Here is a 12,558-nt window from a genome sequence, read left to right as displayed (position 1 = left end):
GCCTGTTCCACCGCCATGGATCGAAGCGGACGGAGGACGCAAAAACGCCCCCGGTCCCGCTGAAGGGGCCCGGGGGCGTTGGAGCACCGAAGCGTGCGGGGGTTACGGCAGCGGGAGCGGCCCGCCACCCTGGGGCAGCGTGCGCGCCAGCGCCACGGCCTTGGCCGCCTGCACGATGCCGTGGCCGTACTTCTCGTCGAAGCCCGGCGTCACCTGGTCGTCCAGCGCCGTCTTCTCCAGCACCGCGCGGACGTGCGCGGCGGACAGGTCCGGCCTGGCGCTGAACACCAGCGCGGCCACGCCCGACACGTGCGGGGTGGCCATGGAGGTCCCCGACTCGCGCTGGTAGTCCACGCCGGTGACATTCACGGTCACATCCTGGCCCTCCATCTTCTTGAGGATGGCCCCGGACGCCAGCGACACCGACACCGTCGGCACCCAGTGCGAGGACGCGGAGCCCAGCGTGAAGGTGCCGTCGCCATCCTCGGGCACGTTGTTGCCGATGATGACCGCGCGAGCCCCGGCCTCGATGACGTTGCGCGCCTTCTCCTCGAAGAAGATGTCGCCACGGTCCACGTACGCGACGAAGCCGTCGCAGGTGGCGGCCTCGCCGCAGGAGGTCCGGTCCGTGCCCAGGCCGCAGTTGACCAGCCGGCCCGTGTAGCTGCTCTGCGCGGTGTACGACAGCGGCGATGACGTGATGGCCGCCGGCCCCGCGGCCAACGTCGACTGCGCCGCGGCGCCCAGCACGGTGGAGCTCAGCACGTTCACCCCCGGGCCCACCACGGAGAGCTGCGCACCGAACTGCGAGAACTCCGCGTACCCGCCCTGCGAGTCCACCGCGCCCACCGCCATCACCGACGGCAGGTACGCGGCCGGATAGGAGATGCCCGCCCTGCCCTCGTTGCCGCTCGCCGCGATGGACAGCAGGCCGTTGCCGCCGTTCCACACCCGCTCGAACGCGATCTGCTCGCTCGTGGAAGGGCTGTCCGCGCCCAGCGACAGCGAGGCGATCCTCGCCCCCTGCGACTGGCACCACTGCACGGCCTCGATGACGTCGTCGGTGCTGCCGCCGCCCTTCACGTCCAGCACGCGAGCGACGAGCAGCGACGCGCCGGGCGCCACGCCCACCACGCCGTTGGGCTCCAGCCCCGCGGCCACGCGTGCGCCCGAATCCGCGCCGAACTGGGCCAGGATGGTTCCCGCCACGTGCGTGCCGTGGCCGCCGCCCACCGTCACGATGCCCTGCGCCTCGCTCTGGTCCGTCGGGTCGTCGTCACCGTCCACGTAGTCGATGCCGCCCACGTAGGCCGCCTTCAACTCCGGGTGCTTGCTGTCCCAGCCGCTGTCGATGACGCACACCTTGACGCCCTCGCCCGTGGGGGCGTTGGCGTCGAGGATGCCGTCGTTGTTGGCGTCCCACACCTGCGGCGCCTGCACCAGCTTGAGGCCCTCGGTGTACTCGCCCACGGAGCCCTGCCGGTTGAACACCCCCTGCCACGACGCCATGGGGGGAAACGCCGGCAGGCTGGACGCGTACACGCGGCGGTTCGGCTCCACGGAGAGCACGTCCGGGTTCTGCTTCAGCTTCGCCAGGGCCTCGGGCGACAGCCGCGCGGACACCATGTTGAGGTTGGGGAAGCGGCGCTTCACCGCACCACCCTCGCGCTCCACGACCGCCGCGAAGTCCGCCGTGGCGGACAGCGCGTTGGCGGAGACCCTGGGCTTGAAGGTGATGATCACCCCGTCCGCGGGCTCCTGCGCGCGCAGGGAGGAGGACGCGGTGCCGGGCAGCGACTGGTCGGTGGTGCCGGGACACGCCTGGGGAACGACGACATCGATGGGGTCGGGGTCACTGCCGCAAGCCACCAGACCAGACAACCCGAGCCCAAGCCAAAGCCAACGCTTCATGGAGTGCATCTCCTTCGTGCCCGGACAGCGGGAGGTACCGCGCCGTGACCCGCCGCCCCCGAAAAGACGGCTGGGGAGAACGGAGCAGCCCCACTTCCCGTTCCCAAAAACAATTTAAGCATGGACGAAGGACGACTGCTCGGGCGGCTGTCATGCGCCCGACGGGCACGCGGTGCAGCACAACGTGAGGAGGCCAACGCTCGGGGGCCTTGCACCCGCCCCTTCAACGCCCACGTCCGCGAGAGCACGACGGGGCGCGTTGAGGACCGGCCCGCCACCCCGTCGGGGAGTCAGGCATCCACGGGCAGGCCGTTCGCGACCATTGGCAACGAAGTCCGCTCCGGGGCGCGCCAGCCCTCCGGGCCTTCAGGCCCGACCGTTCGGGGCATGCGGGCAAGCCCCATCGGAAGGTCAGGCGTCCGCGGGATCCACGCCGAAGATGCGCTGGGCATCCACGTCATAGGCAGCCAGTTGGCGCTCCGTCTGCTCTGCATCCCACCCCAGCAGCGGCGCCATCACGGAGGCGGCGCGGACCGCGGCCGAGCGACCCTGATCCCGCGTCTCGAACGCCACCTTGAGACGGCGGATGAGCAGGTCGGCCAGCGTCTGGACCATCTCGTGGGACACGCCCCACGCGGCCTCGGCGAGGCGGTACGGCAGGCCCTCCACGAGCGGCTCGGCCAGTTCCGGCGTCTCGCGAGCGAGCGCCCACACGGCGCGCCAGCGACTGCCATACGCGCGCACCAGATGCTCGGCCGTGGCCACGTCGCCCACCTCTTCACGCGCCGCCGCGAACTCCGTGGCCAGCTTCGCGATGTCGCCGCCCGGCAGGGGTCGCGCATCGGTGGTGGACTTGCGGTGGGGCATGGAGAGGTGGCGCTCCACGGCGTTGACCACGTCGCGGGCCATGACGCGGAAGGTGGTGAGCTTGCCTCCACTGATGGCGAGCACCCCGGACGGGCTCACGTCGATGGCGTGCTCGCGGCTGGCGCTGCCCGCGTCGGTGTTGCCGTGGTAGCCGCTGGCGGCCAGCGGCCGGATGCCGGCCCAGGCACTGACCAGGTCGTCGCGGGTGAGCTGGGCCTCGGGGAAGAACGCGTTGGCGGAGGCCAGCAGGTAGGCCACGTCGGACTCGCTCGCGCGCACCTCGGCCGGGTGGGCGCGGGTGGCCGTCTCGGTGGTGCCAATGAGCGTGAACCCATCCGCGGGCAGGATGAACATCACGCGGCCATCCACGGGGGACAACAGCGTGAGCGCGTCCTGGATGCTCAGACGTGAACGGGGCACGGCGATGTGCACGCCCTTGCTGCCGCGCACCGCGGGACCGGAGCGGGTCGTCCCCGCGTCGAGCTGGCGGATCTCATCGCTCCACGGCCCGGTGGCGTTGACGACCGCGCGGGCGCGCACGGTGTGCTCCGCGCCCGTGAGGTGATCCACGACCACCGCGCCCGTCGCCTTGCCGTCCTCCAGCACCAGCCGCTTCACGGACGCATGGTTGAGCACCACCGCGCCCGCCTCGCTCGCGCCCAGCGCGTTGGCCAGCGTCAGGCGCGCATCGTCGGTGGCCGCGTCGTAGTAGCGCGCGCCGCCCTTGAGCCCTTCCGAACGGATGCCCGGCTCCGCCGCCAGCACCTGCTTGAGCGACAGCCGCTGATACGCCTTCACGTTCCGGAACAGCGACAGGGCGTCGTACAGCATGAGGCCCGCGTTGAGCTTCCACCGGGGCACCCGCGCCCCCGCGTACACGGGCCACACGAAGGCCAGCGGTCGCACCAGATGGGGCGCCAGCGTCAGCAGTCGCCGCCGCTCGATGCTGGATTCGAAGACGAGCCCCAGGTGACCGTGCTCCAGGTAGCGCAGGCCCCCGTGGATCAGCCGCGACGAGCGGCTGGACGTCCCGCTGGCGAAGTCCTCACGCTCCACCAGTGCGACCTTCAAGCCGCGCAGCGCCGCATCCCGGGCCGCGCCCGCGCCGGTGACCCCGCCACCAATGACGAGCAGATCAAAGGACTCGGCCCCCAACGCGCGAAGGCGCTCGGCGCGCGAAGGCGGCGGCGAGGGAATCGTCAGGGCAGGAAGCGAACGGAGCACGGCGGATTCAGAACGCACGTCAGGAGTCTATGACGGGAAGACTGCGGCTGCAGCGGATTCCAATGCAATGCGTCAAGAGGCTTACGGGACAAGGGGACGGGACGCCCTGGGCAGTGTCGGACAGCGAGCGGGGGGCGCGCTTGCGTGTCCGGAGGCGGACGGCTAGGGAGGCGGGTGTCGTCCACCCGTCGTCCAGGACGCCTCCCTTCCGAGAACGAACCACCGTGTGGGACCCGCGAGACCGACGTGACTTGGCGTGCCTGGGACTGATGGTCCTGGTGTACGGGCTCGCGGTGGCGCCCGTGCTGCACGCGGTGGTGGGTCACGGAGGGGGACTGGGTGGGCAGGCCCACGTGCACGGAGTGGGCGGCCACGCCCACCACGAGGGAACCGAAGCCAAGGCCCCCTGCGGCACCCCGTCGGCGCGGAAGGCGGCCGGGTCCCAGACGAAGCCGTCCGCGTGCGTCGCGGAGACCGGGCGCGGTGGAACCCCGGATGGGGATGACGGCTCCGGGCAGCAGGGGCATGGACACCGGCATCAGGCGGGCTCGGTGGAGCACCTGCTGGCGGTAGCGGCAAGCTGGACGGTGTTCGTGCCGCCCGCGTTGCGGTGGGTGTCGTGGACGGTGGAGCCCGCGCGAGGACCGGAGTGGTCACCGGTGCAGCGCCTGCGGTCCACCGCGATGCCGCAGGGTCCGTAGAAAAACCAGGACCCTCCGTACTTCCGTAAGGACATCTCGCGAGCATGGGACCCGTCTGGCCTTGGCCAGGCATGGGCCATGAGCGCGTTTCGCCTCGCATTGTCTTTCATTGCGTCCTGGGCGTGCGTCGACTCGCGCCCCGGGGACGTGTCGCCATTTCCTCGTGCCGCTTCCTCCCGTGCCCATGTTGCTCATCGCCATCGCCACGCTGTCGACATGCCTGCACGCAGTGCCGCGGGAAGCCATCCAGGCGGGGACGAGCACATCCGCGGTGACCGGAGTCACGCCGACGCAACCGGAGACACGGCTGGCACAGGCAGTGCCCACCCGCGAGTCACCGCCCGACGGCGTCTCTGGAAACGAAACCGAGGGGACACACCCCGAAGCGACGCAAGGCGCGTCGAACAACAGCAAGGCCAACAACGAGGCAGGCACACCGTCCCAGAAGGCCACGGAGCCTCACACCTGGCCGCAAGCCCCCGGAGCCGAGCCGCCGCCCACCCGGCCACAGGTGCCCGCCTCAGCGCGGCCCACCGAATCCAAGGAAGGCTCCGCCCTCGCTTCCCCCAGCGGGACACAAAGCCCTCCGCCCGAAGCGCCCGCCCTCGCTTCCCCCAGCGGGACACAAAGCCCTCCCGAAGCCCCAGCCCTCGCATCGGACGCGGTTCCGCGCCCTGAAGCGCCCCTCCCGGAAGAAGGAACGAAGCAGCGCTCCACGGTGGTGCGAGGCACGCGCCCCGCGCAAAGCGCGTCGGAGGTCACCATCGGCCGGGACATCCTCGACACGGCCCCGCGCACGAACGCCACGGACGTCCTGCGGGTGGTGCCGGGCCTCGTGGCCTCGCAGCACAGCGGCGAGGGCAAGGCGCAGCAGCTCTTCCTCCGAGGCTTCGACGCGCTGCACGGCCAGGACGTGGAGCTGAACGTCGGCGGACTGCCGGTAAACGAGGTGAGCCACATCCACGCGCTCGGCTACGCGGACACCAACTTCATCATCCCGGAGCTCGTGCAGTCGCTGGAGGTGACGGAGGGCTCCTACCGGGCCTTCCAGGGAGACTTCGCGGTCGCGGGCACGGTGCGGATGGACCTGGGCGCACGGGAGCAGGGCGTGGAGTTCGCGGGAACCCTGGGCCAGTTCGGTCAGCGCCGGCTCGTCGTGACGGTCCGTCCGGGCGAGGACCCCGGCACGTTCGCCGCAGCCGAACTCGGCGAGGCCGACGGCTTCGGTCCCCAGCGAAGCTACGGCCGGGCCTCTCTCCTCGCCCAGGCCAACGTGGACCTGGGCCACGGCCTGAAGGCGCGAATCCTCGGAGGCAGCTACGTCACGCGCTTCGATTCGCCCGGAGTGGTGCGCGAGGACGACCTGGAAGCGGGCCGGCGCACCTTCTACTCCGGCTCCTTCGAGCGTCAGGGCGGAACGGTGTCCCGGCACCAGCTCCTGTTCAGCGTGGACCTGCCGCGCGAAGGCACGGCGCGCACGCGGCTGGAAGCCTTCGGAATCCTCTCGGACCTGAGGCTGCGCAACAACTTCACCGGCTACCGCGTGGACGACCGGGGCGACGGCCTGGAGCAGACGAACGGAGGCTCCATCCTGGGCCTGCGCGCCGAGCACCGCCGGCAGGTCACCCTCTTCGACCAGCCCGTCGCGCTGGAGCTGGGCCTGGGAGGGCGTCGCGACGGCATCCAGCAGACGCAACGCCGTTACCGCGAGACGGACGGCACCTTCTTCGCGGACGAAGTGGACGCGCAAATCACCCAGACGGATGTCTGGGGTTACGCCGAGGCAAGGCTCCCCCTGGGCCGCTGGGCCTTCCGCCTGGGAGGCCGGGCCGACGCGCTGGGCGTGGAGGTCTTCGACGCGCTCGCGTTCCGGGATCCGCGCTTCTACGACGGCCAGGGCTACTCGCGCAGCGCCTTCGGAGTGCACTGGGGAGCGAAGGCAGGCATCGAATACGCGCTCACCGACACCTGGGCCCTGTTCGCCAGCTACGGCGACGGCTTCCGCTCCCCCCAGGCACGAAGCCTCTCCGAGGGAGAACGCGCCCCGTTCGTGGACGTGCACGGAGCGGAGCTGGGAACCCGGCGGGAAGGCAAACGTCTGTCCTTTCAAGCCAGCCTCTTCGGCTCGCAGGTGGAGGACGATTTCTTCTTCGACCACACCGTGGGCACCACTGTGTTCACGGGAGAGACGCTGCGCACGGGCCTCTCCGCGGCACTGCAAGCCCGTCCCCTCCCGGGCGTCACGGCAGCGCTAAGCGCCACCCTCGCGAACGCGACGGTGTCAAAGACAGACGCACGGCTGCCCTACTTCGCGCCGCTGGTCGCGCGAGCGGACGTCGGCTGGGACCGACCGCTCCCGGGCCTGGGCGCCATCCTGTCCCTGGGCACGGGGCTCACCCTCATCGGTCCGCGCCCCCTGCCCTACGACGAGTTCAGCCGCACGGTGTTCCTCGCGGACGTGCAAGCCGCGCTGCGGAGGGGTGCCTTCGCCCTGCGGCTCGATGTGAAGAACCTGCTGAACACGCGCTGGCGAGACGGTGAGTTTGTCTACAGCTCGCGCTTCGACCCATCCACGCCGCCCAGCCTCGTGCCGGCCCGGCATTTCACCGCGGGGTCGCCACGCATGGCCTCGCTCACCCTGGAGGTCCACCTATGAAATCCCTGCTGCGCAGCACCCTGGCCGTGGCCGCGACCCTGATGTGTCTGGGTTGTGGCGATGACACCAAGACGGAGGCGGAGCGCCGCACGTTCAACGTGTCGATGACGTCGATAGCGCCCACGACCCCCAACGAGCACGGCTGGACGGTCACACCGGAAGCCATCCAGCTCTCGGTGGGCACGGTGCGCTTCTTCGAGGGCCGCGTGCTGTTGTCGAAGGCCCCACGCTTCCACTGGTATTCGCTCATCGGAGGCACCGCGAACGCACACCCCGGCCACTATGTCCCCGGGGACGCGCTGGGCGAGGTGCTGAAGGTCCAGACGGTGGACCTGCTCGCGGACGGAGGCGCGCTCCTGGGCGAGGCCAACGCCGTCACGGGTTCGTACGGCTCGCTGGAGCTGACGCTCGCGACACCCACGGCGGCCACGGACGCGCAGAACGTGCTGGGCGGCCACCAGGTGCACGTCCGCGGAACAGCGAGCCACACGTCGGGAGCCACCGTGCACTTCGACGCGACGGTGGACCTGCCCAAGGCCATCGAGGGCGTGCGCTTCGAGCGAGAGCTGAAACAGGAGCCCGGCGCCGTGAGCATCGCGGTGGACCTGGGCAAGTGGGTGAACCGCATCAACTTCGCCACCGCGTCGCTTCCGGACGCGGCGGGCGTTTCCACCTTCCCCGCTGACAGCCAGGCGCAGAACGCCCTGGTGCGCGGCGTGGAAGACACCAGCGCCTACGTCGTGACGTGGGTGGAAGGAGCAGCACAATGAAGCAGTGGCTGATGGGAGTGTCGTGTCTGGGCCTGATGGCCTGCTCGTCGGGTCAGGGCAACGTGGCGTTCACGGCCTACGGAGAGGACTTCATCGAGAAGGAGATCCCCGCCTCCGCGTTCGAGGACGGCTGGACCGTGCGCTACACCAAGTTCCTCGTGAAGTTGGGGGAGCTGAAGGTCGCCAACCAGGAGGGCGAAGTCGCCGCCGAGCAGGCGCCCGCGAAGGTCTACGACGTCCACCGTCCGGGCCCCGTGAGCGTCGCGGCCTTCAACGACCTGGCCTCCGAGGAATGGGACGCGGTGAGCTACGCCATCGCCCCCGCCACGGACGCCACCGCCGGCAACGCGGACGCCGAGGACGTGACGCGGATGAACACCGAAGGCTGGTCCGTCTATGTCGAGGGCACCGCGACGAAGGGGGCGGCGTCGAAGCGCTTCCGTTGGGGCTTCCCCACCAACACCCTCTACGAGCGCTGCGAGAACGAGGACATCGGCAGCGGAGTGACGGTGCCCAAGGGCGGCACGGAGACGGTGCAGCTCACGATCCACGGCGACCACCTGTTCTTCGACGACCTCCAATCGCCCGACGCGAAGATGCGCTTCGACGCCATCGCGGCCGCGGACAGCACCGGGGTGGTGGGGCCGGACGGAGAAGTCACGCTGGATGAGTTGGGCCTGGTGGACCTGACGACCCTTCCCACGAACCAGTACGGCACGGGAGGCGCGGGCAGCGTGCGCACCCTGCGCGACTTCGTGACGGCGCTCGTGCGGACCGTGGGTCACTACCGTGGCGAAGGCGAGTGCTCGCCGCGCGTCCGCTAGGAACCGTGGAAGCAGGAGAGGCCGGCGGAAGGACTCCGCCGACCTCTCGCATCACCACGCTCAGTGCTTCGAACCGTTCCCGCCCGGCATGTCCCCCTTGTTCCCCGAGGACGGCGTCTGGGGCGGCGAGTGGGGATGATTCGGGTTCATCTGGTTGGAGCGGTTGTCCTGACCGGCCTTGTGCTCGGGGCGCTCGGGGTTCTTGGAATGGGAGCGCTGGTCATTGGGGCTGGGGTTCTTGTTCTTGCTCATCGTTCTGCGGCCTCCGTGTGTCCGGGCAGGCGTGTCCGGACGAAGAGCACGGTAGGGAGGCAGCCTCCGGAAGCGCAGGGGCCCGAGGGCGCCCCGCACTGTCGGGCACCGGTCGCTCGGGCGCACTTCCCCGCCCCGGCAGGGCCTGACGCCCGTCTGCCAGGATGCGGACCGGAAGACGGATGCCTACTCCTGACTTCAGGGAGGTACGGCGCGTGAAGACAGTGACCTACGAGCGCAGCGGTCGGACCAACACCGGTGCCCAGGCGCTGCGAGTGGAGGGCCTGAGACACCTGCGCGTCCTGGAGCAGGGCGAGCCGGTGACGGAGCGCGACCTGACACCCGAGGAGATCCGCCGGCTGACGCCACTGCTGGAGACCCTCCAGCGGGAGCCCGAGCCCGCGACGCTGGCCCCCCAGGCCGGAGGCCCGGACGGACTGGCGGTGACGCTGGCCTTCGAGGACGAAGAGATGCCCCGCGTGAGGCTCGCCACCGAGCGGCTGCCCGCGAAGGGCGCCGGAAGCGGGTATGATCGCCTGCTCGCGGAGCTGGATGCATTGCTGACCACGGAGCTGCACGCCCGGGCGCCGCGCCATGCCCATGCCGTCCTGCCGCACCAGCTCCGCCACGATGAGTGACGGACGCCCACACGGCCCCGCCAGGCCGCGCGAGGTGAGGGCGGGATAAGTCCAGGGCAGCAGCGAAACAAGTGGGACAGCAGGGGTGCGACCAGGGGCGGTTGCCGGGACGGCCCGCTTCTGACAGACAAGCATCATGAAGCGCGTGCAGTTCTCCGTGCACCGCACGGTCGGAGAGGCGCGGATGCTTGCGGGCGCCCTGGAGTCGGCCGGTCTCTCGGTCGACATCCGAGGCGAGTCCCTGGCACCGCTGAGCGGAGAGATTCCCAGCACCGAGGCCTGGGTGGAGCTGTGGCTATGGCCGCAGGAGCTGGAAGCCGGCCGACAGGTCCTCTCCGAGCTGCAGGCCAACCAGGAAGCAGCGAACCGGTCAGTGACCTGCCCCCGGTGCGGTGAGGAGATCCCGGCCAACTTCGAGCTCTGCTGGAGCTGTGGGCTGGAGCTTCCCACGGGCCTGCGCCCCCACCTGCGAGCCGTCTAGGAACCGCCATGAGCGATCCGTCGAACGGGCCAGAGGAGCGTCGCGACCGGCGCTGGAGCCAGGGGATGCGAGGTGTCCTCTGGGTCTCCGCGGGAGCGCTCGCCATCCACCTCATCCCGCTGTTCCTGCCCCGGAACATGCCCGAGCAGGAACTGGCCATCGCCCGCGCGACGGAGAACATCGACAGCCGGCTGACCTACCTGGTGCCGCTGAAGTCCAACGACAAGGCCACGGCCCAGGACCTGCGCACGGCGGCGGAGCTCCTGCAGGAAGGAGCGCCAGCGCAGGCCCACGACCTGGCCCTGGAAGCCGAGCGGAGGGACCCGACGGCGGTGGAAACCCAGCTCCTGCTCGCGAGCATCTGCGACGTGGAGCGGATGAGCCGCTGCGTGGAGCAGTCCCTGAACAAGGCCATCGAGCTCGCACCAGCGGATCCCAGAGCGGACCTGCTCTGGGCGGACCTGAGCGAGAAGAAAGGCGACCTCGCGAACGCCACGGAGGCCCTGGCCCGCGCCCACAAGCGAGTCCCAGGCGATGCACTCGTCGGGGTGCGCTACGGCCGGCTGCTCAGTCGCATGGGGCAGCCCGACGATGCGCTCAAGGTCTTCGCCACCCTGGAAGGCAGGATGCCCCCCGCCCGGCTCCTGGTGGAACAGGGCCTGGTGCTCAGCAAGAGCGGGCGCAGCCGGGAGGCGGTGAACCTGTTGCAGCAGGCGGTCCAGGCGGACCCGAAGCTCGCGGAAGGCCACTTCCAGCTCGGGCTCGCCTGGGCCCAGCTCGGGAACGATGACGCCGCCGAGGAAGCCCTGCTGCGGGCGGACCGGCTGAATGTCGCGGACACGCGGCCGTTGGCCACACTGTGCACGCTCCAGGTGAAGGCCGGAAGGTTCGAGGGAGCCCGCCAGACACGCACGGACCTGGAGCGGCGCTTCCCGCAGCGGATGGACGCCATCCGAGAGCAGTGCCGGCTGCCCTGAACGTCAGCGAGGCTCCTGCCCCCGAATCTGGCGCAGCATCCGCGCGGAGGCGATGACCGGGGCATCCACGGACCCGTCGGCCCGTTCAGTCCGGACTACGGCCTGGAGGAAGGGGATTGCCTCTTCATCACGGCCCTGCTGGAAGAGCAGCTCCCCCAGCGCGAAGCGGGCCTGGGTGAGGAGGACGAGGTCCTCCGCCGCCACGGCTGCATCAATGGCGTCACTCAACGCGGACTCCGCCAGCTCGGGCTGCCCCCGTCCGAGCAACTCGCGGGCACGTTGAAGGTATTCGAGGGTATTCATGGGGCAGCGTTCCCCCGCGGAGAAGACGGCAATGGAAGACAAGCGCCTAGTCGAGCTGGAAATCCGCTACACGCAGCAGCAGGAACTGCTGCAGGAGCTGAGCGACGTCCTCTACCAGCAGGGGCGCGTCATCGACGCGCTCCGGGCCGAGATGGATGGCCTCAAGCGCAAGCTCGAGGCCGAGCCGGGCATGGTGGACGCCCGCCAGCAGGAGCGCCCGCCGCACTACTGAGGCGTCGCCTCAGAACTTGTAGCCGAGCCGCAGGCCGATGATGGGATTCGGGTCGAGGTAGCCCACCTCGACGCCGATGCTCGCGGCCTTCCCCTGGAGGCCAAAGCCGAACGCCGCATGGGCCTTGAAGGTGTCCCCTTTGAAGAAGATCCATGGCCCCGCCAGGCCCTCCACGTAGACCGTCCGGCCCACGTTCGCGCGGATGGAGATGTCCAGCGGAACGCCAATGATGTTCCCGTCCGTCACCAGCACCGCGCCAAAGCGCGCGCCCACGAAGATGGGTCCCGCGACATGCCCTTCGACGCCCAGGGTGAAGTTGAAGGCCGCGCTGGTGTCCACCCAGTAGTCCGCCCCCACGCCGAGCCGAACACCGGCTGCAGCCTCGGAGCGAGCGGGCACGAGAAGGAATCCCAGCGCGAGCAGACCGGCGGCGTAGATTCGAAGCAGATGCATGCGAGAGGCTCCTGTCCAGCAAGAGGGGGAAGAAGCGCCACTCAAGCAAAGCAGCCAGGGGCAAGCCAGTCTCAAAGCCAGACCCGGGATGTTCGCATCACGCCGGATCAATCCACGCGCACGAGCACGACGAAGCCAGGCGCAAGCCCGCAAAGACAAAAGCCCCTGGCGCCTTACGGCACCAGGGGCTCTTCAAAAAGAATCCGGCAGCGACCTACTCTCCCACGCGGTTTCCCGCGGAGTACCATCGGCTCTGGAGGGCTTAACTT

General features: G+C 70.0%; 13 protein-coding genes and 1 rRNA gene. 8 read left to right on the top strand and 6 right to left on the bottom strand.

The features are described 5' to 3' along the window. Nucleotides 1–102 precede the first annotated feature (102 nt). On the bottom strand, nt 103–1,911 hold the full coding sequence (locus tag D7V88_RS31875) for a S8 family serine peptidase (RefSeq protein WP_120544390.1): 1,809 nt from the start codon (nt 1,909–1,911) through the stop codon (nt 103–105). A gap of 411 nt (nt 1,912–2,322) precedes the next feature. Next, complete coding sequence (gene glpD, locus D7V88_RS31870) at nt 2,323–4,020, bottom strand: glycerol-3-phosphate dehydrogenase (RefSeq protein WP_120544388.1); 1,698 nt, start codon at nt 4,018–4,020, stop codon at nt 2,323–2,325. Nucleotides 4,021–4,271: 251 nt separating this feature from the next. Here glpD and D7V88_RS31865 point away from each other — a divergent pair, with 251 nt between their 5' ends. From D7V88_RS31865 to D7V88_RS31850, 4 genes are all read left to right on the top strand, one after another. Beyond that, nucleotides 4,272–4,703, top strand: a complete 432-nt coding sequence (locus D7V88_RS31865) for a hypothetical protein (protein ID WP_244238505.1) — start codon at nt 4,272–4,274, stop codon at nt 4,701–4,703. Nucleotides 4,704–5,421: 718 nt separating this feature from the next. Continuing rightward, complete coding sequence (locus D7V88_RS31860) at nt 5,422–7,359, top strand: TonB-dependent receptor (protein ID WP_120544386.1); 1,938 nt, start codon at nt 5,422–5,424, stop codon at nt 7,357–7,359. Next, complete coding sequence (locus tag D7V88_RS31855) at nt 7,356–8,129, top strand: hypothetical protein (RefSeq protein WP_120544385.1); 774 nt, start codon at nt 7,356–7,358, stop codon at nt 8,127–8,129. The genes D7V88_RS31860 and D7V88_RS31855 overlap by 4 nt, the downstream gene beginning before the upstream one ends. Further along, the gene (locus D7V88_RS31850) at nt 8,126–8,953 is read left to right on the top strand and encodes a hypothetical protein (protein ID WP_120544384.1); all 828 of its coding nucleotides are present in this window, start codon (nt 8,126–8,128) and stop codon (nt 8,951–8,953) included. Before D7V88_RS31855 ends, D7V88_RS31850 begins: the two co-directional genes overlap by 4 nt. A 60-nt stretch (nt 8,954–9,013) precedes the next feature. Here D7V88_RS31850 and D7V88_RS31845 read toward each other — a convergent pair whose 3' ends face one another. Then, nucleotides 9,014–9,205, bottom strand: a complete 192-nt coding sequence (locus D7V88_RS31845) for a hypothetical protein (RefSeq protein WP_120544383.1) — start codon at nt 9,203–9,205, stop codon at nt 9,014–9,016. Nucleotides 9,206–9,420: 215 nt separating this feature from the next. On the opposite strand from D7V88_RS31845, the gene D7V88_RS31840 reads away from it, so the two are divergent. The 3 genes from D7V88_RS31840 to D7V88_RS31830 all read left to right on the top strand — a co-directional run bounded on the left by D7V88_RS31840 (nt 9,421) and on the right by D7V88_RS31830 (nt 11,301). Beyond that, entirely contained in the window at nt 9,421–9,843 is a 423-nt protein-coding gene (locus D7V88_RS31840; protein WP_120544382.1) for a hypothetical protein, read from the top strand. 136 nt (nt 9,844–9,979) lie between these two features. Then, nucleotides 9,980–10,324: a DUF7577 domain-containing protein gene (locus D7V88_RS31835; RefSeq protein ID WP_120544381.1), complete on the top strand. Its 345-nt coding sequence runs from the start codon at nt 9,980–9,982 to the stop codon at nt 10,322–10,324. An 8-nt stretch (nt 10,325–10,332) separates the two neighbouring features. Beyond that, nucleotides 10,333–11,301 (top strand): tetratricopeptide repeat protein, encoded by a 969-nt coding sequence (locus D7V88_RS31830; RefSeq protein WP_120544380.1) that lies wholly within the window; start codon nt 10,333–10,335, stop codon nt 11,299–11,301. Nucleotides 11,302–11,304: 3 nt separating this feature from the next. Here D7V88_RS31830 and D7V88_RS31825 read toward each other — a convergent pair whose 3' ends face one another. After that, on the bottom strand, nt 11,305–11,604 hold the full coding sequence (locus tag D7V88_RS31825; protein ID WP_120544379.1) for a tetratricopeptide repeat protein: 300 nt from the start codon (nt 11,602–11,604) through the stop codon (nt 11,305–11,307). Here D7V88_RS31825 and D7V88_RS31820 point away from each other — a divergent pair. After that, nucleotides 11,603–11,836, top strand: coding sequence for a SlyX family protein (locus D7V88_RS31820; RefSeq protein ID WP_244238504.1), 234 nt, complete (start codon nt 11,603–11,605; stop codon nt 11,834–11,836). The genes D7V88_RS31825 and D7V88_RS31820 overlap by 2 nt on opposite strands. Nucleotides 11,837–11,845: 9 nt before the next feature. Here the strand turns inward: D7V88_RS31820 and D7V88_RS31815 are convergent, their stop codons facing one another. Beyond that, nucleotides 11,846–12,289, bottom strand: a complete 444-nt coding sequence (locus D7V88_RS31815; protein WP_208726596.1) for a hypothetical protein — start codon at nt 12,287–12,289, stop codon at nt 11,846–11,848. 201 nt (nt 12,290–12,490) lie between these two features. Then, nucleotides 12,491–12,558, bottom strand: a 5S ribosomal RNA gene (rrf, locus tag D7V88_RS45700); the annotation flags it as partial.

Source organism: Corallococcus terminator, from assembly GCF_003611635.1.
Lineage (GTDB): Bacteria > Myxococcota > Myxococcia > Myxococcales > Myxococcaceae > Corallococcus > Corallococcus terminator.
The sequence above is the reverse complement of the archived record's forward strand: the minus strand, read 5'-3'. Positions and strand labels throughout refer to the sequence as shown.

Coding starts and splice junctions, on each gene's coding strand:
- D7V88_RS31815 (WP_208726596.1), bottom strand. CDS start 12,289: ATGCATCTGCTTCGAATCTACGCCGCCGGTCTGCTCGCGCTGGGATTC.
- D7V88_RS31850 (WP_120544384.1), top strand. CDS start 8,126: ATGAAGCAGTGGCTGATGGGAGTGTCGTGTCTGGGCCTGATGGCCTGC.
- D7V88_RS31855 (WP_120544385.1), top strand. CDS start 7,356: ATGAAATCCCTGCTGCGCAGCACCCTGGCCGTGGCCGCGACCCTGATG.
- D7V88_RS31820 (WP_244238504.1), top strand. CDS start 11,603: ATGGGGCAGCGTTCCCCCGCGGAGAAGACGGCAATGGAAGACAAGCGC.
- D7V88_RS31825 (WP_120544379.1), bottom strand. CDS start 11,604: ATGAATACCCTCGAATACCTTCAACGTGCCCGCGAGTTGCTCGGACGG.
- D7V88_RS31830 (WP_120544380.1), top strand. CDS start 10,333: ATGAGCGATCCGTCGAACGGGCCAGAGGAGCGTCGCGACCGGCGCTGG.
- D7V88_RS31875 (WP_120544390.1), bottom strand. CDS start 1,911: ATGAAGCGTTGGCTTTGGCTTGGGCTCGGGTTGTCTGGTCTGGTGGCT.
- D7V88_RS31845 (WP_120544383.1), bottom strand. CDS start 9,205: ATGAGCAAGAACAAGAACCCCAGCCCCAATGACCAGCGCTCCCATTCC.
- D7V88_RS31835 (WP_120544381.1), top strand. CDS start 9,980: ATGAAGCGCGTGCAGTTCTCCGTGCACCGCACGGTCGGAGAGGCGCGG.
- D7V88_RS31865 (WP_244238505.1), top strand. CDS start 4,272: ATGGTCCTGGTGTACGGGCTCGCGGTGGCGCCCGTGCTGCACGCGGTG.